At 71.8% G+C, this 24,316-nt stretch carries 16 protein-coding genes and 2 rRNA genes (1 of these 18 only partly in view); 8 read left to right on the forward strand and 10 right to left on the reverse strand.

Annotated features, from left to right (window positions below; genetic code table 11):
* Positions 1-607 precede the first annotated feature (607 nt).
* A complete protein-coding gene (locus tag HNR25_RS06110; protein WP_184633742.1) occupies positions 608-2,371 on the forward strand; it encodes a S49 family peptidase in 1,764 nt (587 codons plus the stop codon).
* Positions 2,372-2,400: 29 nt separating this feature from the next.
* Entirely contained in the window at positions 2,401-2,871 is a 471-nt protein-coding gene (locus HNR25_RS06115; protein WP_184638894.1) for a flavin reductase family protein, read from the forward strand.
* 367 nt (positions 2,872-3,238) lie between these two features.
* Here the strand turns inward: HNR25_RS06115 and HNR25_RS06120 are convergent, their stop codons facing one another.
* The 6 genes from HNR25_RS06120 to HNR25_RS06145 all read right to left on the reverse strand — a co-directional run bounded on the left by HNR25_RS06120 (position 3,239) and on the right by HNR25_RS06145 (position 8,285).
* Positions 3,239-4,147 carry an ABC transporter substrate-binding protein gene (locus HNR25_RS06120; RefSeq protein ID WP_184633743.1) on the reverse strand — a complete coding sequence of 303 codons (909 nt, stop codon included), beginning with the start codon at positions 4,145-4,147 and terminating at the stop codon, positions 3,239-3,241.
* 36 nt (positions 4,148-4,183) lie between these two features.
* Positions 4,184-4,870 carry an ABC transporter permease gene (locus HNR25_RS25700; protein WP_184633744.1) on the reverse strand — a complete coding sequence of 229 codons (687 nt, stop codon included), beginning with the start codon at positions 4,868-4,870 and terminating at the stop codon, positions 4,184-4,186.
* Positions 4,867-5,652 carry an ABC transporter permease gene (locus tag HNR25_RS25705; RefSeq protein WP_184633745.1) on the reverse strand — a complete coding sequence of 262 codons (786 nt, stop codon included), beginning with the start codon at positions 5,650-5,652 and terminating at the stop codon, positions 4,867-4,869. Before HNR25_RS25705 ends, HNR25_RS25700 begins: the two co-directional genes overlap by 4 nt.
* Positions 5,645-6,793, reverse strand: a complete 1,149-nt coding sequence (locus tag HNR25_RS06135; protein ID WP_184633746.1) for an ABC transporter ATP-binding protein — start codon at positions 6,791-6,793, stop codon at positions 5,645-5,647. The genes HNR25_RS25705 and HNR25_RS06135 overlap by 8 nt, the downstream gene beginning before the upstream one ends.
* Positions 6,794-6,900: 107 nt before the next feature.
* On the reverse strand, positions 6,901-7,554 hold the full coding sequence (locus HNR25_RS06140) for an HAD family hydrolase (RefSeq protein ID WP_184638896.1): 654 nt from the start codon (positions 7,552-7,554) through the stop codon (positions 6,901-6,903).
* A 74-nt stretch (positions 7,555-7,628) separates the two neighbouring features.
* On the reverse strand, positions 7,629-8,285 hold the full coding sequence (locus tag HNR25_RS06145) for an NUDIX hydrolase (protein ID WP_184638898.1): 657 nt from the start codon (positions 8,283-8,285) through the stop codon (positions 7,629-7,631).
* Positions 8,286-8,594: 309 nt separating this feature from the next.
* On the opposite strand from HNR25_RS06145, the gene nadA reads away from it, so the two are divergent.
* Both nadA and HNR25_RS06155 read left to right on the forward strand, forming a co-directional pair.
* Entirely contained in the window at positions 8,595-9,590 is a 996-nt protein-coding gene (gene nadA, locus HNR25_RS06150; RefSeq protein WP_184633747.1) for a quinolinate synthase NadA, read from the forward strand.
* A 196-nt stretch (positions 9,591-9,786) separates the two neighbouring features.
* Positions 9,787-11,316 (forward strand): RNA polymerase sigma factor, encoded by a 1,530-nt coding sequence (locus HNR25_RS06155; RefSeq protein WP_184633748.1) that lies wholly within the window; start codon positions 9,787-9,789, stop codon positions 11,314-11,316.
* Positions 11,317-11,385: 69 nt separating this feature from the next.
* On the opposite strand, the gene HNR25_RS06160 is transcribed toward HNR25_RS06155, so the two are convergent.
* Entirely contained in the window at positions 11,386-11,985 is a 600-nt protein-coding gene (locus HNR25_RS06160) for a TetR family transcriptional regulator (protein WP_184638901.1), read from the reverse strand.
* Positions 11,986-12,401: 416 nt separating this feature from the next.
* On the opposite strand from HNR25_RS06160, the gene HNR25_RS06165 reads away from it, so the two are divergent.
* From HNR25_RS06165 to HNR25_RS06180, 4 genes are all read left to right on the forward strand, one after another.
* A complete protein-coding gene (locus HNR25_RS06165) occupies positions 12,402-13,421 on the forward strand; it encodes an MBL fold metallo-hydrolase (RefSeq protein ID WP_184633749.1) in 1,020 nt (339 codons plus the stop codon).
* Between the two features lie 338 nt (positions 13,422-13,759).
* Entirely contained in the window at positions 13,760-15,043 is a 1,284-nt protein-coding gene (locus HNR25_RS06170; RefSeq protein WP_184633750.1) for a glycosyltransferase family 4 protein, read from the forward strand.
* 29 nt (positions 15,044-15,072) lie between these two features.
* Complete coding sequence (locus HNR25_RS06175; RefSeq protein WP_184638903.1) at positions 15,073-15,816, forward strand: class I SAM-dependent methyltransferase; 744 nt, start codon at positions 15,073-15,075, stop codon at positions 15,814-15,816.
* Positions 15,813-16,907, forward strand: coding sequence for a prenyltransferase (locus tag HNR25_RS06180; protein ID WP_184633751.1), 1,095 nt, complete (start codon positions 15,813-15,815; stop codon positions 16,905-16,907). Before HNR25_RS06175 ends, HNR25_RS06180 begins: the two co-directional genes overlap by 4 nt.
* 96 nt (positions 16,908-17,003) lie before the next feature.
* Here HNR25_RS06180 and HNR25_RS06185 read toward each other — a convergent pair whose 3' ends face one another.
* The 3 genes from HNR25_RS06185 to HNR25_RS06195 all read right to left on the reverse strand — a co-directional run.
* A complete protein-coding gene (locus HNR25_RS06185) occupies positions 17,004-20,465 on the reverse strand; it encodes a transglycosylase domain-containing protein (protein ID WP_184633752.1) in 3,462 nt (1,153 codons plus the stop codon).
* Positions 20,466-20,994: 529 nt separating this feature from the next.
* Positions 20,995-21,112 (reverse strand): 5S ribosomal RNA (gene rrf, locus HNR25_RS06190).
* 149 nt (positions 21,113-21,261) lie between these two features.
* Positions 21,262-24,316: ribosomal RNA gene (locus HNR25_RS06195) — 23S ribosomal RNA — on the reverse strand; it runs 37 nt beyond the window's last position.

Raw genomic sequence — 24,316 nt, forward strand, 5'->3', positions numbered from 1 at the left:
CCACCGAATACAGCCACGAGGGGGTCTCCGACGTTCGCCCCGCTCGTGGAAGGGACCATGCACGCGGTGCGCACCGGCTCCGAGGCCGATCCGGCGGTGTTCGACGGCGCGGGCGAGCACGTGCACCCGCCGGTGCACCCCCGCCCGACGTCGCGGTCTCCACGCCGGCCGCCAGCCGCACGAGCGTGTCCCCGCGCCGGTCGCGCCGGGAGTTCTGCGGGCGTGTCCGGCACTGTCGGCGCGCCGCGCGGATCCGGCCGGGCGCCTCCTCCGTCGACCCGTCCGACGGTGCCCCGTCGACCGTGGTGCGGCGCTACATCCGACAGCGGAACCGCCCCGTCCGAGCCGCTGGACGCCGGTCCGCCCGGCGGCGGATCGGCTTTTCTTGTTCCGCTACGCGGGGGTGTCGGCGTCACCTCCGCCGCGAACGGCGGAGCACTGCCGACGATCCCGGTAGCGGCGCGGAGAAGACCGATCCGGCGAAGCGGCTCCCGCCCGCGGCTCGCCCGTTCGCCGGCAGTGCGGAACCGCGTCGGCCGGCCCCGGCGCATCCGACGCGGCGAACCGGGGGTTCAGTCCGGGGAGCGGAAGTCAATAGCCTGGAGGCATGGTGCATCCGGTGAAGCTTCTCGGCCCCTTCTCCCGTATCCAGAAGCGGCGCAGCGGCCCGCTCATATTGGAACTCGACCTCACCGACGGGCTCGCGGAGGAGGCACCCAGCGACCCCGTCGGCCAGGTCCTGGCCCGGCGCCACCAGCAGCTGCGCGACGTCGTCGAAGGCATCCGCCGCGGCGCGCACGACCCGCGCGTCACGGCGCTGGTGGCCAAGATCGACGGGCGGCCGCTGGGCTTCGCCAAGGTTCAGGAGGTGCGCGACGCGGTGGCGTCGTTCCGCGCCGCCGGCAAGGACACCGTCGCCTGGGCGGAGTCCTTCGGCGAATTCGGCCCCGGCACGGTCTCCTACTACCTGGCCTGCGCCTTCGCCGAGATCGCCGTGGTGCCCACCGGGGCGGTGGGGCTCACCGGGCTGAGCGTGGGCACCACGTTCTTCGGCGGTGCGGCCGAGCGCCTGGGCGTGCGGTTCGAGGGCGGCGCCCGCCACGAGTACAAGAACGCGCCCGACCAGTTCACCGAGCGGGGCTACACCGAACCGCACCGCGAGATCACCGAGCGGCTGGTGGCCTCCCTCGGCGAACAGGTCGTCGAAGGCGTCGCCGAGGGCCGCGGACTCACCGCCGAGCGGGTGCGCGAACTCGTCGACCGCGCTCCGCTGCTGGCGGAGGAAGCGCGCCAGGCCGGACTGGTGGACCGCCTGGCCTACCGCGACGAGGTGTACGCCGACCTGCGCGGCCGCCACGCACCCGACGCGGCGGCGGCCGATGGCGGCTCCGCGGACGGCGGCGGCGACCGTACGGGCCGCCCCCGCGAGGACTCCGCGGGCGCACGGCTGCTGTACGTGGGCCGCTACCACCACCGCGCCCTGGTCGCCGAGCGCGTCCCCGTGCGCCCCGGGGGCTACGTCGCGCTGATCACCGCCACGGGCATGATCACCAGCGGGCGCAGCCGCCGCTCCGCCATGGGCGGGACCACCATCGGCGCCGACACGGTCGCGGCGTCCCTGCGCGCGGCCCGCCGCGACCGCAACGTCCGCGCCGTCGTGCTGCGCGTCGACAGCCGCGGGGGCTCCCCCGTGGCCTCCGACGTCATCCGCCGCGAGGTCGCCCTCACCCGCGAAGCCGGCACCCCCGTCGTCGCGTCCCTCGGCGACATCGCCGGCTCCGGCGGCTACTACATCGTGATGGACGCCGACGCGATCGTGGCCCGCCCCGGCACCCTCACCGGCTCCATCGGCGTCTACATCGGCAAACCGGTGCTGTCGGGCCTGATGGAGCGGCTGGGGATCAACAAGGAGTCGGTCGACAGCGGCGCCCACGCCGCGATGCTCGACCCCGACCGCGGGTTCAGCGAGTCGGAGTGGGAGCGCGTCGACGCCGCGCTGGACAGCACCTACGCCGACTTCACCGGCAAGGTCGCCCGCGCCCGCGGGCTGAGCGGCGAGCAGGTCGACGCGGTGGCGCGCGGGCGCGTCCTCACCGGGCGCGACGCCCGCGAGGGCGGCCTGGTCGACGACCTGGGCGGGCTGCCCGCGGCGGTGCGCCTGGCACGCGCGAAGGCCGACCTGCCCGGCGGACGGCTGCGGTCCTTCCCCGTCACCGGCCCATGGGACCGGCTGAAGCCGGCCGAGTCCAGCGAGGACCGTGCGACCGCTCCGCAGTCGGCGCTGGCGCCGGACGTGCAGGAGCTCGCGGCGCGCGCGGGCCTGCCCGCGGCCGTGTCGCTGACCGTGCCCGGCGATTGGGAGGTCCGTTGAGCCTCGACCCGGCGGAGTTCACCGAGACCATGTCCCGCGTCGCCACGGGCGTGACCGTGGTGACCGTGCAGGACGACCGCGACGACGTCGGCAGCACCGTCAGCGCCTTCACGTCGGTTTCGGCCGAGCCGCCGCTGATCATGGTGGGGTTCTCGGCGCAGAGCTACCTGTGCGAGGTGATCGACACCCAGCAGACGTTCGCCGTCAACGTGCTGGGCGAGGGCCAGCGGGCGGTGGCGGGCCGGTTCTCCGCGGAGGGGCGGCCCAGCGCACGGCTGCTGCTGGCGAACGAGGAGCACCACCGCGGCGAGCACACCGGCGCCCTGGTGCTGGAGACCGCGATCGCCGCGCTGGAGTGCTCGGTCCGGCAGCGGGTGGAGGCCGGCGACCACGTGCTCTACATCGCCTCGGTCGAGGCCGCGCCCGCGGTGGGGACCGGGCGCCCGGCCGATGCGCGGCCCCTGATCCGCTACCGGGGCCGGTACCGCACCCTGGGTTGAGCCAAACTCGCTAGAGAGATAACCCTTCGCGTTGCGCCCGCCACGGGGTTGTGTGCGGACGGGCTAGTTCACCCGTGCGGCCGGTGCGTCGTCCAATGGAGCCATGGACGCCTTCTACACCGCGCTGGGAATCCTCGTGGTCGGGCTCATCCTGGCCATGATCCTCTGACCACCGCTCCGCGGCCGCGAAGGACCGCTGCGGCCGCGGCGCGTACGCCCTCGACCCCCGTCCCGACCGCAGTGCTCCCGCCCGCTGCGGGCGCAGCCGACGACCGGCGCCGGCGGCGCGGCACCTCCCGCTCCACGGGCCCGGTGCCGCGCCGCCGGACGCGCTTCCGCCCGTAGCCGGTGGATTCGCCGGTCGCGGCTAGGCCATGTCGTTCTGGGCGAGCCAGTCGGCGGCGACCTCGTCGGCCTCCTCGTGGTCGAGCTGCACGCGGGCGTCCAGCTCGATGAGCGCGTCGGTGGTCAGCTCGGCCGAGACCGCGTCGAGGACGTCGCGGGCCTGCTGGTCGACCGCTTCCTCGTTCACCAGCGGGGTGACGTTCTGCGAACCGAACAGGTTCTCGGGGTCCTCCAGCGCGACGAAGTCGCCCGTGGTGAACGCCGGGTCGGTGGTGAACAGGTTCGCGGCCTCCACGTCGCCGCCGCGCAGGCCCTCCACCAGCAGGTTGCCCTCCAGCGGCCGGAACCCGCCGAACTCGACCCCGTAGGTGTCGGCCAGCCCGGGGACGCCCTGGGGCCGGGTCTCGAACTCGGCGGGGGCTCCCAGGGTCATGCCGCCGGCCACCCCGTCCAGATCGCCGATCGCGGTCAGACCGTGCTCTTCGGCGGTCTCCCTGGTCACGGTGATGGAGTCCTTGTTCTGGGCCGGGGAGGACTCCAGGACGGCCAGTTCGTCCGGCAACTCCTCGCGCACCGCCTGATTGGTCTCCTCGGTCGTGCCCGAGGCGGCTTCCGGGTCGAGGTGGTAGAGGATCCCCCCGTTGTACTCGGGGAAGACCGACAGGTTCCCCTGGATGATCTGGTCGTAGTAGACCTCGCGGCTGCCGATGTCCAGTTGGGTCTCGACGGTGATCCCCTCGGCCTCCAGCGCTTTGGCGTAGATGTGGGCCAGCAGCGTGCTCTCGGGGAAGTTCGCCGATCCCACGACGAGGGCGCCGCCGCCCGCGCCGCCGCCTTCGTCGTCACCGGAGTAGGGGTCGCCGCCACCGCCGCAGGCGGCCAGGAGGAGCAGGGGCGCTGCGGCGATCGCGGTCCGCGTCGGAGTGCGCATGGTTCACCTTCTCGTGTGCGGGTGCTGTAGGTGTGGTCAGGCAGTGGCGGAGGCGGCGGAGCGGGCGCGCAGCCCGGGGGCGATCAGCCTGCGGCGCAGCAGGGCGAACAGGGCGGTGACCGCCAGGGCCAGCACGACCACCAGCAGCGCTCCGGCCAGGATCTGCTCGATGCGCTGCTGGGACTGGCCGTCGACGATGAACCGGCCGAGCCCGCCGATGCCCACGTAGGCGGCGATGGTGGCTGTGGACACGACCTGGATGGCGGCGGTGCGCAGCCCGAGCAGGATCAGCGGCATGGCCAGCGGAACCTCCAGGCGCCACAGGACCTCGCGGCCGCGCATACCCATCCCCCGGGCGGCGTCGGTGAGCTGCGGGTCGACGCCCCGCACCCCCTCGTAGGTGTTGACCAGTACCGGCGGTACGGCCAGCGCCACCAGCGCCGCCTGCACCGGGACCAGTCCCAGCCCCATCGCCAGCACCGCCAGGGTGAGCACGCCGATGGTGGGCAGGGCGCGGGCGAAGTTGGCCAGGCTGATGGCCGCGAAGCCGCCGCGGCCGGTGTGGCCGGTGAGCAGGCCGGCCGGGACCGCGATCACGGCTGCGGCCAGCAGCGCCAGCGCCGAGTAGTAGACGTGTTCGGCGAAGCGCACCGGGATTCCGCTGGGGCCGCTCCAATGCTCGGGTTGGGCGAGCCAGGAGGCCACGTCGGCGACGAGGGTCACGCCGGCGCCCCCTCTCCGGACCGCGCGGCGGCGGCCTCGGCGGCTCGGCCGCGCGCGGAGCGGCCGTGGCGCCGGGCGGGGCCGCGATCGCGCGTCCACGGGGTGAGGGCGCGCTGGGCCAGTACCAGCAGGCCGTCGGTGGCGAAGGCCAGCGCCACCGACAGCGCGATGCCCACCACGACCGGGGCGGCGAAGTCGCGGGCGAAGCCGTAGGTGAGGATGATGCCGCCCAAGCCGCCCAAGCCCACCAGGGAGGCGACGCTGACCATGCTGATCGTGGCCACCGACGCCACGCGCAACCCTGCGATGATCACCGGGACGGCGACCGGCAGCTCCACCCGAAGCAGCCGGCGCAGCGGTCCGAACCCCATGGCGACCGCGGCCTGGCGCACGTGGTGGGGCACCTGGTCGAGTCCGTCGACGACGTTGGGGACCAGGATCGCCAGGGTGTACAGCGCCAGCGGGATGACGGCCGTCCACGCGCTGAACGCGGTGTAGGGCAGCAGCAGGAAGAACAGTGCCAGCGACGGGACGGCGTAGAGCGCGTTGACGCCGCCGAGGACCGGCGCGTAGAAGGCGCGGAAGCGCACGCACAGCACGCCCAGCGGCACCGCCAGGGCCAGCCCGATGAGCACGGAGGCGTACGACAGCAGCACGTGTTCGGCCAGCAGCGGGCCGACCGGGTCGTCGAGGTTGCGCAGGGCCCACTGCCAGGCCTCGACGGCCCAGGCCCACACGGGATCGGCTGCCGCCGCGGCGGCGGCGTTCTCCGGCTCAGCCATGACCGTCCGCAGCGGCGGGGTGCTCGTCGCCGCCGACCGCCCAGATGGCCGAGCCCAGCTCGGTCTGGGCGACGGCGCCCAGCGCCGTGCCGTCGTCGGCCACGCCGACCGCGCGCCCGGCCGGGGAGAGGACGGCGGCGTCCAGTGCGGCCCGCAGCGAGTCGGTGGAGACGGTGAAGACGTGGCCGTATCCGACCAGGTCCAGTTCGGCGACGTCGCGGGTGTCGGCGGCGTCGTCCAGCGTCCGGTCGGAGACCCAGCCCAGGGGGCGGCGGCCGGTGTCGACGACCAGGAGCCAGGGCTCGCCGGTGCGCCGGGCGGCGGTGCGGGCGCCGGCGGCGGTGTCTCCGGCGGTGACGATGACGTCGCTGCGCAGCTGAAGGTCGCGGGCGGGGAAGAAGGACAGCCGGCGCACACCCCGGTCGTAGCCGACGAAGGCCTCGACGAAATCGTCGACGGGTTCGGCCAGCAGCCGCTCGGGGCTGTCGAGCTGGGCCAGTCGCCCCCCGGGGCGCAGCACGGCGATGCTGTCGCCGAGTTTGACGGCCTCGTCGATGTCGTGCGTGACGAACACGACGGTCTTGCGCAGCTCGGCCTGCAGTCGCAGCAGCTCGTCCTGCAGTCCGCCGCGCACGACGGGGTCGACGGCGCTGAAGGGTTCGTCCATGAGCAGCACGGGCGGGTCGGCGGCCAGCGCCCGGGCGACGCCTACGCGCTGCTGCTGCCCGCCGGAGAGCTGGTGCGGGTAGCGGGAGGCGTGGGCGGATTCGAGGCCGACCAGCTCCATCAGTTCGCGGGAGCGTTCGCGTGCGCGCTTTTTGGACCAGCCCAGCAGCTGCGGGACGGTGGCGATGTTGGCGGCGACGGTGCGGTGCGGGAACAGCCCGGCCTGCTGGATGACGTAGCCGATGGAGCGGCGCAGGACAGGCGGGTCCTGGCCGCGGACGTCGCTTCCGTCGATCGCGACCCGCCCGGCGGTGGGTTCGACCATGCGGTTGATCATCCGCAGGGCGGTGGTCTTGCCGCTGCCCGAGGAACCCACCAGCACGGTGGTGTGGCCGGTGGGCACGGTCAGGTCGAGGTTGTCGACGGCGACGGTGCCGTCGGGGTACCGCTTGGTCACGCCCTCGAAGGTGATCATGGGCTCGGTGGTGTCTCTCCTCGGGGCGTCGGCGCCCGGTCCGTCGTCGGTTCGCGTGCCCCCGGCTCCGGCCGGGCGCAACGGCAGCCGCCGCGGCGGGGCCGGGGTCATTCGGCCTGGGCGGCGATCCATCCGGGAAGCTCGGCCAGGTTGTCGAGCACGGTGTCGGCTTCGCGGGCCTCGGCGCGCCCGGCGTGCAGGTAGCCGAGCATGCCGCGGCGCAGCAGTGCCGTGCGCAGCCCGGCCTGTTTGGCGGGCAGCACGTCGTTGTCGATGCGGTCGCCGACGTAGAGGATGTCGCCGGGCGTAGCGTCGGCGGCCTCCACGACCCGCGTGAAGAACGCGGGGTCGGGTTTGGCCACGCCCCAGTCCTCGGAGACGTGGACCGCGTTGGCGGGCAGCTCCATGGCTTGCAGGCTGATCCCGGCGGCGGAGGGCTGGTTGCCGGCGACGACCACGTTCATACCCATGGCGCGCAGCTCGGCCAGGGCCGGGCGCACGTCGGCGTAGAGGTCGCCGGCGTCGAAGTTCTCGCGCATCGACTCGGGTTCGTCGGCCCGCCACGCCGCTGATTCGGCGTCGAGCTCGAAGTCGGGTTTGACCAGGCGGAACGCGTCCATCAACGGGCGGCCCTCGACGAGTACGGCCCCCATGAGACCGAAAAAGGCCAGGCGCGGAACTCCGAGGCGGTCGGCCCACCGCTCGAAGATGCGGGTCTCGTCGACAAGGGTCTCTCCGACGTCGAGCACGACACTGCGAATCTTCACGAAAGGGACGCTAGCACGGGCCGGCGACGCCGCCCGGGGCCCGTCGCCGGGTGTCGGCGGCGCGCCGGCTAGCTCCCCGCGGGCGGGCGCAGCACCGCGAAGGCGTCGGTGATCTCCAGGCGGCGGGTGCGGAAGCGGAACAGCGCCGCGGGGCGCCCGCCCGAGCGTCCCGACGCGACGGAGCCGCCCGTCTCCTCGATCTGGCCGCGGCGCAGCAGCACGCGGCGCAGATTGGTGGCGGCGACGTCGTGTCCCAGCGCGGCGCTGTAGTAGCGCGACAGCTGCGAGACGGTGAACTCCGGCGGCGCCAGCGCGAAGCCGATGTTGGTATAGGAGAGTTTGGCGCGCAGCCGCCTGCGCCCCGAGTGCACGATGTCGGCGTGGTCGAAGCCCATGTCGGGCAGGTCCACGGCGGGGTGCCAGCCGGTGTCCTCGGGCACGACCGGATCGATGCCGGCGGGGACGAGGCCGAGGTAGGCGGTAGCCAGAATGCGCCCTCGCGGGTGGCGGCAGGGGTCGCCGCGGGTCTCCAGCTGCTCCAGATGCGCCAGGTCGCGCACGTCGACCTTCTGGGCGAGCTGGCGGCGGATGGAGCCGTCCAGCCCTTCGGCGCCGCCCAGCCGTCCACCGGGCAGTGCCCAGTGCTCCTCGTAGGGCGGGCGGGCGCGGCGCCACAGCAGCACGCACAGCCGGTCGCCGCGGATCTGGAAGACCACGGCCAGCACTTCGTGGCCGGCGGAGGCGCCGTCGGGAGCCGGTCGGGCCGCCGCCGGCGCCGCCTGCCGACCGGTCTCGGCTCCGCTCACCGGCACCCCCTCGCGATTGCGGCGCGCACTGCGGCTACCGCGGTACGCGCTGCCGTTGTGATCACGCTGAGTTCCCCTGTGCCCGCCATGATCCCCCATGTTAGAGTGAAATCAGTTTTTGACTGCAAGACAAAAACCGGATGCGGGCCGAATCCCGCAGCCGGCGCGAGAGCCGGCCGCAACCGGGCACCGCAGCACCGGGCCCCTCTCTCGAAGGAAGACACGGACATGGCAACCGCCCTAGCAGCAGACACCGCGACCACCCGGGACTGGGCCGCCGAGGTGCGGCGCCTGGCGGCCGAGCGCGACGCGGTCATCCTCGCGCACAACTACCAGCGCCCCGAGATCCAGGACGTCGCCCACCACACCGGCGACTCCCTCGCGCTGTCGCGACTGGCCGCAGAGGCCGACGCCGAGACCATCGTCTTCTGCGGCGTGCACTTCATGGCCGAGACCGCCAAGATCCTGGCGCCGGAGAAGACCGTCCTGCTGCCCGACCTCAACGCGGGCTGCTCGCTGGCCGACACCATCACCGCCGAGGACGTGCGCGCGTGGCGCGCCGAACACCCCGGCGCCGCCGTGGTCGCTTACGTCAACACCTCCGCGGCGGTCAAAGCCGAGACCGACATCTGCTGCACCTCCTCCAACGCCGCCGACGTCATCCGCTCGATCCCCGAGGACCAGGAGATCCTGTTCCTGCCGGACCAGTTCCTGGGCGCGCACGTCAAGCGGGTGACCGGGCGCGACAACATCCACGTGTGGATGGGCGAGTGCCACGTGCACGCGGGCATCGACGGCCACACCCTGCGCGAGCGGATCGACTCCGAGCCCGACGCCGAGGTGTACGTCCACCCCGAGTGCGGCTGCGCCACCTCGGCGCTGTACCTGGTGGGCTCGGGCGCCGTACCCGAGGACCGGGTCAAGGTCCTCTCGACCGGCGGCATGCTCAGCGCCGCGGAGGAGTCGTCGGCCGACAAGGTCCTCGTCGCCACCGAGACCGGCATGCTGCACCAGCTGCGGGGCGTGAACCCGGAGACGGCCTTCGAGCCGGTCAACTCGCGCGCCGAGTGCCATTACATGAAGATGATCACCGCCGACAAGCTGCTCGCGACGCTGCGCGACGGTACGGGCGAGATCCGCGTCGACGACGAGACCGCGGCCCGGGGGCGCCGCTCGGTAGAGCGCATGGTGGCCATCGGAACCCCCTCGCGCGGCGGAGAGTGAGCCACGCGCGGCCGGGCGGGGCGGGCCCCGCCCGCCCTGCCCGCCTCCCGAAGTAACAAAGACCTTACCTTAGCGCTATAACTGCACCATGTACCGGACGGTGTCATCCCCCTGTCGGTAGCGTTATCGGACAACTCCGGCCTATCGCCCGATGCGGGCACTCTTGGCCGGTGCATGTCGCGCTTGGGGAGGGAACGTGGCATCGCAGTCCCCGCTGCCGGGGGAGACCGCCGCACATCCGGTCCGGCCCGTGCCGCCGGACCGCTCCGTACGCACTATGGCGGGCCGGCACAGCTCGGCGCCCGGATCCGAGCTGGCCGCGGCCCTGCGCCACAGCACCGGATACGACCGGTGCTACGACCTGTTCGCCGCACGGATCTACCGCTACTGCTGGAGCCTGCTAGGGCCCGGCGGCAGCGGATCCGAACCCGACCGCGCCGCGGCCGCCCTGCACGAGACGTTCCTAGCCGCGGCCCAGCGCATCGACGCACTCCGCGACGACCGCGAGTTCGCGGCCTGGCTGTTCGCCCTGGCCCGCACCGCCGCCCGCCGCCGGGGGTTCAGCCCCCGCTCGCCCTACGCCCAGCTGGCCACCGCCGAAGCCGAGCAGGCGGCGGTGCACCTGTCGCTGCGGATGGCGCCCAGCAACCGCGAGCTGCTGGAGCTGTATCTGCGCCACGGGCTGCCCGCGCCGCTCATCGCCCGCGTCCTGGGCCTGGACGCCGAGACGGCGGCCGAACTGTGCCGCACCGCGGTACTGCGCGCCGCCGACCACCTGACCCGCTATGCCCTCGCCCCCGACCACACCGACGGGCTCGGCCCCGACCGCGGCGTGCGCGCGGTACTGGCCGACTTCGAACCGCCCGGCCCGCCCCCGGCGCTGCGCGAACAGGTCCTGGAGGACTGCGCGTCGCCGCTGGCCGCGGCCCGCCGCAGGGCCGCGGCCGAGGCCGTGGATCCCCTGGGCTCGAACGGCTTCCCGCTGCACCGCAACCGCAAGCCCGGCGGCGCCGCCTCCGGCGGCGACGCCGGGGACCGCGGCGGCTCCGGCCGAGACGGGCCCGCGCCCTTGCCCGCCGACCGGGTCACCACCGCCGACGTCCCCGCCCACGGCTGCGCCGAGCCGCTGGCCGCACCCGGGGCGGCGGCCGCGGGCCCTCGGCGCCGGCCGCCCGCCCCGCTCACCGCCCTGCTCGCCGCGGCCGCCGTCGTGTTCGTACTGTGGGCCGCGGTGGCCACGATGAGCGACTACGCCGACGCGGTCACCGAAGCGGGCCCTCCGGGTCCCGCGCCCGCGGCGTCGCCCGCATCCCAGGACCCGACCGGCCCGGCCGAGCCCGCCGCCGACGAGGACGCCGCGCTGGAGGACGACCTCGCGCGGCCGGAAGCGCCGCCCGAAGCCACCGTCTCCGCCGCCCCCGGACCCGACGCCGCGAGCGCACCCGGCGACGGCGCCCATGAGCAGGGCTCCGGGCGGGACGCGACAGCGCCCCCCGCTGCGCCGGACTCCCAGGCGAGCGCCGGCGCCCCCGGCGGCGGCACCCCGGACGCGGGCAGCGGCGGCGGCGCCGCAGAAGCGCCCGGCGCCGACGACGGCGAAGACGGCGCGGGGGGCAGCGGTACGGGGTCCGACGGCGCCGGTTCGGGATCCGACGAGGACACCGGCTCCGATACCGACGGCCCCGTCTCGGGGATCCTCGACGGTCTGCTCGGAATCCTCGGCTGAGGCGTCCGGCGGCCCGAGGCTTCGCGGAAAGCGGCCGCCCCCGCCGCTACCGGCCGCCGGAGCCCGTCCTCAGCAGTGGGCCAGCAGGGGCTCGGCGGCCACCTCCAGGCGGCGCTGGACCTCGTCGAGGTCGCGGTCTCCCTTGAGGAGCTCCAGGAGTTCGAAGATCCAGACGCTGGCGAGCGACGCCACGCGGATGTAGGCCGGGTCGTCGCGGTCGGGGGCCTGCGGGTCCTCGGACTGCTCCGCACCGTCGGGCGGCTCGGGACCGCGCGTGGCCACCCGCCAGAGGAGGTCGGTGATACGGACGCCGAGCTCGGTCTTGGCCTCGGCCATGATCAGCGAACGCACGAGCGCGTCGGCCAGCTCGGGTTCGCGCATCAGGCCGCGGGTGGCCCGCATGAGCACGTCGACCGCGCGGCCCGCGGCGGTCTCGGCGGTGGGCGGACGGCGGCTGATGCTGGTCTCGACGAGGTCGAGCTCCTCGGTGACCACCGCGACGACCAGGTCCATCTTGGACGGGAAGTAGCGGTAGAGCGTGCCCAGCGCGACGCCGGCGCGCTCGGCGACCGCGCGCATCTGCATCGCTTCGACGCCGCCGCGCAGCGCCAGGGCCGCGGCGGTCTGGACGATCCGCTTGCGGCGCTGGTTCTGGCTCCGGGACCGCATTCCTATCGCCGCCTGCTGGACCGCCACGCCGGCACTCCCCTCATCGTCGTCCGCGGGGCGGGCGCACCCGCCGATCCACGCGCGCTCGGCAACGGGCGCCGACACCCGATGCGCCCCCTCCAGGCTCGGTTCAGGGGCACCGCTCGGGCCACCGGACGGCGCCCTTGCAAGAACGTGTTATCCAAGCATCCCCTACCGGTCCGATCTCGCACAACTCCGCACGCGACCTCGTCACCCGGAGTTGATATCGTCCTCCGCCGCTCGCCGCTCACCGACCCCCGCACCGCCGCTCCGGGGTGGAATCCGTTCTAGTGACGAGTTTCACTCTCCCGCCACCGCTCCCGCCGACCCCGCGCGGCACACGCGGAACCGTCCCGACTAGAATCCGATTCTAATTCGGTTCGGAGGAGGATGCCATGCGGACGCTGCCACCGGTGGAGGACCTGGGCGAGGGCGTGTGGAGCGTCCCCGTGCCCATCCCCGGCAACCCCCTGGGCTTCACGCTGATCTACGCGCTGCACACCCCGCGCGGACCGGTCCTCGTCGACGCCGGCTGGAACCACGAGGACTCCTGGCAGGCGCTCGCCTCCGGGCTGGAGATCGCCGGCACCCGCGTGTCCGACGTGCACGGCGTCGTCCTCACCCACTTCCACCCCGACCATTCCGGGCTCGCCGGGCGCGTACGCGAAACCTCCGGCGCCTGGATCGCCATGCACCGCGCCGACGCCGACCTGGTCCGCGGCTTCGCCCGCATCGGCGCCGACGAGCAGCACGACCGCCAGCTGCGCCGTACCGCCGGCGCCGGCGCCTCCGCCGCCGAACTGGAACGCCTGGCCCGGACGGCCCCCCGCTTCGAGCCGCCCGCCCTGCCCGACCACGACCTCTCCGACGGCGAACCGATCGGCATCGGCAGCAGCACGCTGCGCGCCGTGTGGACCCCCGGCCACACCCCCGGTCACATCTGCCTGGACCTGGACGACGGCGCCCGCCTGTTCACCGGCGACCACGTGCTGCCCGGCATCACCCCCCATATCGCCCTCTACGACCACGGAGACGGCGATCCCCTCGGCGCGTACCTGTCCTCCCTGGACCGCCTCGCCGACACCCCCGCCGACACCGGGATCCTGCCCTCCCACGAACACCGCTTCACCGGCGCCGCCCGCCGCGCCGCCGACATCGCCTCCCACCACGAGGCCAAACTCGCCGAACTCGCCGGGCTGCTGGACGGCGACGGCGCCAGCCTGTGGGAACTCAGCGCGCAGCTTCCCTGGAAACGCGGCTGGGATGCGATGGAGGTCACCTCGCGGCGCATGGCCGCCGCCGAGACCGCCGCCCACGCGCGCACCCTGGAACGGCGCGGACAGGCGGTGTGCAGCGCCGACGGCGAGGGGGTGCTGCGCTGGCGCACCGCGGGCGCCGACGCCCTCCGGCGCTGACCCGGCCCGGCAAGCGCACCGCGCATCCGCCCCGCCGTCCGGCGCGCGGGCGGCCCCGACCAACTCCGGCGGGCACGCCAGGCATTAAACTGGCGAGTAACATGCGGGCGCGCGATCGACCCCGCCCGGCCAGCGACCCGGACTCAGCGGCCGGCGGCGGCGGAACGCGCGAGCGACGAACGAGGTGAAGCAGTGACCCTGCCGGTGCGACCAGCGTCACCGCGCCCCCGCAGCACCGGCCCCCGGGACTCCGGCACTGCCGCCGCGCCGTGCCCGTTCCGCCCCGCCCCGCGCGGGCACCTGCCATCCGCTACAACGCTGTCGATGGGTTGAGTTCCATGCCCCACCCTGACCGCCCGCTGCGTGTCGCCCTGCTCTCCTACCGGAGCAAACCGCACTGCGGCGGCCAAGGCGTCTACGTGCGCCACCTCTCCCGCGAGCTGACCGCCCTGGGACACGACGTCACCGTCTTCTCCGGCCAGCCCTACCCCGACCTCGACGACGGAGTGGCGCTGGAGAGAATGCCCAGCCTCGACCTCTACAACGACGCGGCGCCCTTCACCACACCGCCGCTGCGCCGGTGGCGCGACTGGATCGACGTGCTGGAAGTCGCCACCATGTGGACCGCGGGCTTCCCCGAACCCCTCACCTTCTCCCTCCGCGCGCTGCGCGAACTGCGCCGGCGGACGGACGAATTCGACGTCGTCCACGACAACCAGACACTGGGCTACGGCCAGCTCGGCATCCAGGCCGCCGGCCTCCCCATGGTGACCACCATCCACCACCCCATCACCGTCGACCGCCGCATCGAGATCGAGCAGACCAAGGGCCTCAAACGCCTCGGCAAACGGCGCTGGTACAGCTTCGTGGGCATGCAGGGCCGGGTCGCCCGCCGCCTGGACCCCGTGCTCGTCCCGTCCCGCTCCTCGGCCGACGACATCGTGCGCGAATTCGGCGTGCGCCGCTCGGCCGTGGACGTCGTCCCGCTGGGAGTGGACACCCGCCGCTTCCACCCCCGCCCCGAAAGCCCGCGCACCCCCGGACGCCTGGTGTGCGTCGCCAGCGCCGACAGCCCGCTCAAAGGCGTCGCGACCCTGCTGCGCGCCACCGCCAAACTCGCCACCGAGCGCGACGTCTCACTGACCGTGGTCAGCAAACCCACGCCCGGAGGCGCCACCGACCGGCTCGTCGACGAACTGAGCCTGCGCGACCGCGTCACCTTCGTCAACGGCATCGACGACACCGAACTGGGCGACCTGCTCGCCGGAGCCGAGGTCGCGGTGGTGCCGTCCTACTACGAAGGCTTCTCCCTGCCCGCTGTGGAAGCCATGGCCTGCGGCACTCCCCTGGTCGCCAGCCGCGCCGGCGCGATCCCCGAGGTCGTCGGGCCCGACGGCGACGCCGCCCGCCTCATCGAGCCGGGCGACCCGGAAGAGCTCGCCGCCGTCGTCGGCGATCTGCTCGACGATCCCGCCCGGCGCGCCGCCATGGGCGAATCCGCCTGGAACCGGGTCCAGGAGCGGTTCACCTGGCGCGCCGTCGCCGAAGCCACCGCCCGGCGCTACACCGCCGCGATCGACAGCACCCGCGGCGGCGCGGGCGAACCCGCCACCCGCAGCTGAGCCGACAGCACGAACCGAAGGAGCCAGCACTGATCACCGTCGACTTCTCCCTGCTCCCCGTGGGACCCGGCGACCGCGTCCTCGACCTGGGCTGCGGCGGCGGCCGGCACGCCTTCGAGGTCTACCGCCGCGGCGCCGGCATCGTCGCCTTCGACCGCAACGAGAACGACCTGGCCGAAGTCGCCGACATGTTCGCGGCCATGCGCACCGCGGGCGAAGCCCCCGCCGACGGCGGCACCACCGCCGAGACGGTCACGGGCGACGCACTCGACATGCCCTTCGACGACGGCTCCTTCGACCGCGTCATCGCCTCGGAGATCTTCGAGCACATTCCGCACGACACCGCAGCCATGGCCGAGCTGTACCGGGTGCTGCGGCCCGGCGGGATCGCCGCCGTGACGGTGCCGAGCTGGCTTCCCGAACGCCTGTGCTGGGCGCTGTCGGAGGAATACCACACCAACGAGGGCGGCCACGTCCGCATCTACACCCGCGCCGAGCTGGAAGCCAAGCTCAAGGCCACCGGATTCGTGATCGGACCGCACCACCACGCCCACGCCCTGCACGCCCCCTACTGGTGGATCAAGTGCGCGGTGGGCACCTCCGACGACGCCCACCCGCTGGCGTCGGCCTACCACCGCATGCTGGTGTGGGACATGATGAACGCCCCCAGGACCACCCGCACGACCGAGCGCGTGCTCAACCCCCTGATCGGCAAGAGCGTCGCCGTCTACCTGCGCAAGCCCTGCAGCGGCAGCGCGGAGAGCACCGGATGAGCAGCGGCTCCCCTGCCGACCCCGCCCGCGTCCCCGAACTCCCCGGGGTCCTCACCGCCGCCGACGTCTCCGCCTCGGCCGGCTACCTGCTCAGGACGCAGGCGCCCGACGGGGCGATCCCGTGGTTCCCCGGAGGCCACACCGACGTGTGGGACCACGTCGAATGCGCCATGGCGCTGGCCGCCGCCGGCCACACCGGCGCGGCGCACCGGGCCTACGCGTGGCTGTGCGGCGTCCAACTGCCCGACGGCTCCTTCCCGGCCAAACTGCACCAGAACGAACCCGCCGGGGGCCTGCGCGAAGCCAACCACGCCGCCTACCCCGCCGTCGGCGCCTGGCACCAGCTGCTGATCACCGGCGACGAGCAGGCGGCCGCCCGACTGTGGCCGACCGTGCGCGCCGGCGTCGACTTCGCGCTGGGGCTGCGCACCGACCGCGGCGAGATCCGCTGGGCGCGCGACGCCGACGGCAGCCCCGGCGACCATGCGCTGCTGACCGGCTGCGCCAGTGTCCACCACGCGCTGCGCTGCGGCGCCGCGCTGGGCGAGCGGCTGGGTGCGCCCCAGCCCGACTGGGAACTGGCCGCCGCCCGGCTGGGCCACCTGCTGTCTGAGCACGAGGCGGTCTTCGCCGACCGGAGCCGCTACTCGATGGACTGGTACTACCCCGTCATCAGCGGCGCCGTCCGCGGCGACGCCGCGCACCGGCGCATCGACGCCCGCTGGGACACGTTCGTGGTGCCCGGCCTGGGGATCCGCTGCGTCAGCGACCAGCCCTGGGTCACCGGCGCGGAGACCGCCGAGCTCGCCCTGGCGCTGGCCGCCGTCGGCGAAACCGACCGCGCGAGCGGTCTCGTCGCCGACATCCAGCACCTGCGCGACCCCGACGACGGCGCCTACTGGACCGGCTACCAGTTCGCCCACGGTGTGCGCTGGCCCGTGGAGCGCAGCACGTGGACCGCGGCAGCGGTCATCCTCGCCACCGACGCCCTCACCGGCACCACCCCGGGCGCCGAGGTGTTCACCGAACGCGTCGAGGCCCCCGACGCGCCCGAACCCGGCATCTGCGGGTGCGCGGCCCTGGTGGGGTGACCGCTGCGCCGGACCCGCAGTGGCCGCTGCCGCCCCGCGTACCGGCTACGCGTGTGCGCCGGACCGACCGTCCCGGCGCACACGCGCGGCTGCGGGTCAGGGATCCGTCTCCTCTTGCCCCTCGGGCTCCTCGTCGCCCGGTCCGGTCGTCGAACCCGGGTCGGGAACGCCCGTGGGCTGCTCCGGCCCCGGCTCGTCGTTCGGAGGCGGAGCGCCCGTCTCCGCCGGCTCCTCCTCCACCGGGGGCTCGACCGTCTGCTCCTCGGGCGGCCGGGACGGCTCCACGGGGGATTCGGCCGGACCGGTCTCCTCCGGGGAGGGCGGCGGGTCCGGAGCGAGGTCGTGCACCTCGCCGCCGAAGCTGGGTTCGGGGAACCCTTCGATCTCCTCGCCCTCCATGGTCTGGCTCATGAAGGCGTTCCAGATGGCCGCGGGCAGGCCGCCGCCGGAGACGTGCCCCCATCCCGGGACGGAGAACGACTCGTTCTCACCGTTGTACACACCGACCGCCGCGGACATCTGCGGTGTGAAGCCGGCGAACCAGGCGGCCTTGCTGCCGTCGGTCGTACCGGTCTTGCCGGCGACCGGCCGGCCGTCCGGCAGCGCCGCCGAGGTTCCCGTGCCGCTCTGCACGACCTGCTCCAAGGCGTAGGTGACGTTGTTCGCCGTCTCCTCGCTGAACGCCCGCTCGCTCTCCGGCTCGGGCCGCTCGTTCTCGCCTTCCTTGTTCACGACCTCGCGCACGACGTGGGTCGCGACGTGCTCCCCGCCGTTGGCGAAGGTCGCGAACCCGGTCGCCTGGTCCACGGCACGCACGTTGGACACACCCAGCGCGATGGCCGGCACCACCTGGTCGTCCTCGATCATCCGCTCGGGGATGCCCGCGTCATAGGCGGTCTGGCGCACGCTCTCCGGCCCGACCTCCTGCGCGAGCTGGACGTAGCCGGTGTTCAGCGAGATCCGGGTGGCCTCCACCAGCGAAGTGGGCCCGCGGCTGGAGTGGTCGTAGTTCTCGATGGTGTCGGGCCCGATCTGGATCGGGGAGTTCCCGTTCACCTGGCTGTTCAGGCTGTAGCCCTGCTCCAGCGCGGTCGCCAGCACATAGGGCTTGAACGCCGACCCCGCCTGATCGGCGCCGTTGAACGCGCTGTCGTACTGGTTGTCCATATAGTCCTGGCCGCCGTAGAAGGCGACGACCTCGCCGTTGCCGGGGTTCACCGCGGTCAGGCCCGCCTGCACTCCGTCGGGCAGCGCGTCGACGTCGACGGTGTCCTCGACCGCGGTCCTGGCCGTCTGCATGGCCTCCTGGTCGAACGTCGTCACGACCTCGTAGCCGCCGCGGTTGATGTTGTCCTCGGTGTAGCCGAGCTCCTTGAGCTCCTGCATGGCCTGCTGGAGCATGTAGCCCTTGGAGCCGCCGAGGTCGACGCTGTTGGCCGGGCGCTCGGTTTCGGGCTCGGGGAACTCCATCCCGTCGGCCTCGCTCTGGGTGAGGGCGCCGCCTTCGACCATCCCGCCGACGACGTAGTTCCAGCGGTTCTCCATCTCCGGCGTGGTCTTGCTGTCGGCCTGGCCGTAGAGGCTCGGCTGCTGGACCGCCGCCGCCAGGAACGCCGCCTCCGCATCGGTGAGGTCGCCGACGTCCTTGTGGTAGTAGGCCTGCGCGGCCGACTGGATGCCGTAGGCGTTGCGGCCGAAGTAGATGGTGTTCAAGTACTGCTCCATCACCCACTCCTTGTCCATGTCGCCGGACTGGTCGACCTTGAGGGCGATGATGATCTCTTTGAGCTTGCGGACGACGGTCTGCTCGCGGCTGACGCCCTCGAAGTAGTTGCGGACGAACTGCTGGGTGATGGTGGAGCCGCCCTGCACCTGCTTGCCCGTCACGGTGAACCACACGGCGCGGACGGTGCCGGTGACGGATACGCCGGGCGAGTCCCAGTAGCCGCGGTCCTCGGCGGAGATCACGGATTCCTGGATGTTGTCGGGGATCTCCTCGTAGTCCACGGGTTCGCGGTCGACGCCGCGCTCGGCGAACTGCGTCTCGCCGTCGGCGTAGTAGAACGTCGACCCTTGGTTGACGGCCTGTTCCTTGGCGACGTCAGGCACCTCGATCGTCGCGTAGGCGATGCCGAAGCCGGTGAGGACGACCACCGCGCAGGCGGCGACGGCGATCAGGACGACGCGCGCCGCCCGCCACCAGAAGGGCTTGGGCGCCTTGGCGCCGCCGCCTTTGCCGCCACCCGGCGGGGTGGGGCCGTCTCCTCCGGAGGGATGCGCGGGCTCTGACGGGCCGGAGGGGCCGGAGGGGCCGGAGAGGCCGGAGAGGCCGGAGGGGTTCGCGCCGGCGGATCCCGGTCCGGCCGAAGCGGCCGAAGCGGTGGGGGCGGCAGGGGTCGCGGGACCGTGGGGCCCCGGTGCCGGCCCCCCTGCTCCGCCGGCCGCCCCTGCGGCGCCGGAGGCCGCACCCGCGGCCGGGGCGGATCCCTGAGGGCGGAAGACGGAGGGCCGGGACGCTGAATCGCCGGATCCGGCGGAACCGGCGGAGGAGGCCGAGGTGCGGTCTTCGGGCTCCGCACCGTCCCGGCCGCCGCCGGACTCGGCGATGCTGTCGGTGCGCGATGAGGGCGCGGCGGGCGTGCCCGCACTGGCCGGCGCCGCACCGCCGGATCCGGCAGCGGCGGCGGCAGCCGTCCCGTCGGCGCCGCCGGCCGACTCCCGGGCCTGCGGGGAGCGGGCGGAGGCGACGCCTCCGGTACCGGAGCCGACCGCGTCCGCTCCGGCCGCCGGTTCCGCCTCGGTCGGTGCAGCCGACGTGTCCTCGGGGGCATCGCCGCTCACGGAGCCGCCGTCGGCCCCGGTACCGGCGGATGCCGCGGCCGCCCCGGCCTGCCGGGGCGCGTCGCCTGCGGATCCGGAATCGTCGCCGGCGCCCTGAGCGGAACGCGTGTGCGGGAGCGTCGTCTCCGCGTCGGAGGTGTCGTCGTTCCGGTCGTCGCCGGCCTCCTCGCCGGCGTCGTCGACCGGGGCACCGCCGGCGGCGGGCTCGGAGGAGACACGGGGGGTGAACCAGGAGCGCGGTTCGTCCGCGGCCGCCGACGATACTCCGTCGCCCGCGGTCTCGCCGCCGCTCTCCTCGACCGGACCGTCCTCGGAACCGTCTCCGCCGGATGCCGTGGAGAGCGGCTCCTCCGATGCGGCCTCGCCGCCGGGCTCGGCGCGAGGGGCCTTCGATGCCTCGGCGCCGAGCCGCTTCTCGTCCCAGGTTCCGTCGCCGCGCAGGTTGAATCCCTGCTCCGCGAGCGTGCGGGCCACCCGGTCGCGGAAGAAGCTTCCGCTGTCCGCGAAAGCCCCGACTGCGGGTTCGTCGGCCGGGGCCGTGTCCGCTACCTCGTCCGCGCCCTCGGAACCGCTGCCGACCTCAGGGCCGTCGGAGGGGGGCGGCGCTGAAGCGCCGTCTGCGGTATCCGGCGCGGCGGACGCGTCCGCCGCCGACTGCCGGGGTTCCGGCTGTGGCTCCTCCCTCTCCGGGGAGTCGTCGTCACGCTCGTTCATCATGGCAGCACCATCGGGTAGTTTCGCGCGATCGTCGGTTGTCCCGCCGGGACCGCGACCGGAGCCACTCCCCCAGCGCACTGCATCCCCCGCAGCACGACCCGCATCAGGTGTCTCAGCGTCGTGGCGCGGCTCGACTCCGTCGCCGCCGCTCGTGCTCTCGCTCAGTTGGTGGCCCCCTGGCATTCTCGATTCGCCACTGCGCTCCTACGTAGGACGCCCGAGCCAGGGCAATCGGTTCAGCACAATCCGGTATCGCGAGCAGGTTCGGCGCAGCGGGGGGACGTGCCGCAACCCGTACAACACGATACCCGCACTGATCACTACGCCCGTCATCACGAGAATCCCGGTGGGAGATACGCAGCGGACCGCTGAAAGGGGGCCGGTGGCGGCGGGAACCGTCCGACAACGCGGCACACCACCCGCCACCACGAACAGCGACACCCCCACCACTCCCCGCAACACCCCCGGACACAAAAAAGAAGGGGCAGGCACCCCGGAAAACCGGAACACCCACCCCTTCTACAAAGAAATGCGGCGGCAACCTACTCTCCCACCCCCACCATGGAGGCAGTACCATCGGCGCAAAGAGACTTAACGACCGGGTTCGGAATGAGACCGGGTGTGACCCTCCCACTATCACCACCGCAAAACCCACCACCCACACACCCGCACACAAGCGGGCGCACAGGCGAAACCTGCGGAACCCGACACCCCGAAGCACCGCACCCACCACCAGCAGGCACAACCCCCCGAACCATCGGGCAAAACATAGTATGCGCGAGCACCCAGCATCCACGGCGGACAAGCCCTCGGCCTATTAGTACCGGTCAGCTCCACCCCTCACAAGGCTTCCACACCCGGCCTATCAACCCAGTCATCACCTGGCGGCCTTACCCCCACCACAGGGCAGGAGACCTCATCTCGAAGCAAGCTTCCCACTTAGATGCTTTCAGCGGTTATCTCTCCCGAACGTAGCCAACCAGCCATGCCCCTGGCGGAACAACTGGCACACCAGCGGTTCGTCCGTCCCGGTCCTCTCGTACTAGGGACAGCCCTTCACAAGTCTCCAACGCGCGCAGCGGATAGGGACCGAACTGTCTCACGACGTTCTAAACCCAGCTCGCGTGCCGCTTTAATGGGCGAACAGCCCAACCCTTGGGACCAACTCCAGCCCCAGGATGCGACGAGCCGACATCGAGGTGCCAAACCATCCCGTCGATACGGACTCTTGGGGAAGATCAGCCTGTTATCCCCGGGGTACCTTTTAGCCGTTGAGCGACGCCGCTTCCACACGCCGGCGCCGGATCACTAGTCCCTGCTTTCGCACCTGCTCGACACGTCCGTCTCACAGTCAAGCTCCCTTGTGCACTTACACTCACCACCTGATTGCCAACCAGGCCGAGGGAACCTTTGGGCGCCTCCGTTACCCTTTAGGAGGCAACCGCCCCAGTTAAACTACCCACCAGACACTGTCCCCAGACCGGATCACGGCCCGAGGTTAGATGCCCGAAACAGCCAGAGTGGTATTTCACCAACGCCTCCACCACCACTGGCGTGGCGGCTTCACCGGCTCCCACCTATCCTACACAAACCATCCCAAACACCAATGTCAAGCTATAGTGAAGGTCCCGGGGTCTTTCCGTCCTGCTGCGCGAAACGAGCATCTTTACTCGTACTGCAATTTCACCGGGCCCGCGGTTGAGACAGCGGGAAAGTCGTTACGCCATTCGTGCAGGTCGGAACTTACCCGACAAGGAATTTCGCTACCTTAGGATGGTTATAGTTACCACCGCCGTTTACTGGCGCTTAGATTCCCAGCCTCACGCACAAGCGCTAACCGGTCCTCTTAACGTTCCAGCACCGGGCAGGCGTCAGTCCGTATACAGCGTCTTACGACTTCGCACGGACCTGTGTTTTTAATAAACAGTCGCTTTCCCCTGGTATCTGCGACCCCGCCCCGCTCACAGGGAAAACCTGATCACCGGACAGGGCTCCCCTTCTCCCAAAGTTACGGGGACAATTTGCCGAGTTCCTTAACCACGGATCACCCGAACGCCTCGGTATACTCTACCTGACCACCTGCGTCGGTTTCGGGTACTGGCCGCACACGCACTCGCTAGAGGCTTTTCTCGACAGCACGGGATCACTCACTTCGCCGAAACGGCTCGGCATCACGCCTCACCCCTGTAACAGGGCAGGGATTTACCACCACCCCGGGCTACACGCTTACCCCCGGACAACCACCGCCGGGTAGAGCTACCCCACTGCGTCACCCCATCACTTGCCTACACACCCCTCGGGTCCCAGGCACACCACCACCCCCGCACCCGAAGGCACGAAGACGGGCATGCATGGTCAGCATCAGGGCTATCGACACGGGCGCACGCGCACGGGTACGGGAATATCAACCCGTCATCCATCGACTACGCCTGTCGGCCTCGCCTTAGGTCCAGACTCACCCTGGGCGGATCAACCTGCCCCAGGAACCCTTAGTCAATCGGCGCCGGAGTTTCCCACTCCGGTATCGCTACTCATGCCTGCATTCTCACTCGCACGCCCTCCACCACACGGTCACCCGGCGGCTTCACCGAACGCACGACGCTCCCCTACCAACCGACACCAACGTGCCGGCCCCACGGCTTCGGCGGCGCACTTCAGCCCCGCTACATTATCGGCGCAGAATCACTTGACCAGTGAGCTATTACGCACTCTTTCAAGGATGGCTGCTTCTAAGCCAACCTCCTGGTTGTCTCAGCAACTCCACAACCTTTCCCACTTAGCGCACCCTTAGGGGCCTTAGCCGGAGGTCTGGGCTGTTTCCCTCTCGACCACGGAGCTTATCCCCCGCAGTCTCACTGCCGCGCTCACTCCACCGGCATTCGGAGTTTATCTGACCTCAGTAACCTGGTCGGGCCCATCGGCCAAACAGTAGCTCTACCTCCGGGGAGCACCACACGACGCTGCACCTAAATGCATTTCGGGGAGAACCAGCTATCACGGAGTTTGATTGGCCTTTCACCCCTACCCACAGCTCATCCCCCAGGTTTTCAACCCTGGTGGGTTCGGGCCTCCACGAAGTCTTACCTCCGCTTCACCCTGGCCATGGGTAGATCACTCCGCTTCGGGTCCACAGCATGCGACTCCACCGCCCTGTTCAGACTCGCTTTCGCTACGGCTACCCCACACGGGTTAACCTCGCCACACACCATGACTCGCAGGCTCATTCTTCAAAAGGCACGCCATCACCCCGCACTCAAGCGAAGCTCTGACGGCTTGACAGCACACGGTTTCAGGTACTATTTCACAACCCCTCACCGGGGCACTTTTCACCTTTCCCTCACGGTACTCGTCCACTATCGGTCACCAGGACGTATTCAGGCTTGACAGGTGGTCCTGCCGGATTCACACGGAATTCCTCGAGCTCCGCGCTACTCGGGGCCACGCCCACCACGATGCCATGCGCCTTCGCCTACAGGACTCTCACCCGCTCCGGCGCCGCTTCCCAACGGCTTCGGCTGACACACACCACCACGGACCGGATCGGCAGACCCGGAACAGACATACCCCACAACCCCGCACACGCAACGACTGCCGCCTATCCCACGCGCACGGTTTAGCCATCATCCCCGTTCGCTCACCACTACTGAGGGAATCACTGTTGTCTTCTCTTCCTGCGGGTACTGAGATGTTTCACTTCCCCGCGTCACCACCGACCGCCCTATACATTCAGACGGCGGCAACCCGACACAACTCGGGCTGGGTTCCCCCATTCGGACACCCACGGATCAACGCCCGGTTGACGGCTCCCCGTGGACTATCGCGGCCTCCCACGTCCTTCATCGGCGCCTGGT

It is taken from the genome of Streptomonospora salina (assembly GCF_014204715.1).
Classification (GTDB): domain Bacteria; phylum Actinomycetota; class Actinomycetes; order Streptosporangiales; family Streptosporangiaceae; genus Streptomonospora; species Streptomonospora salina.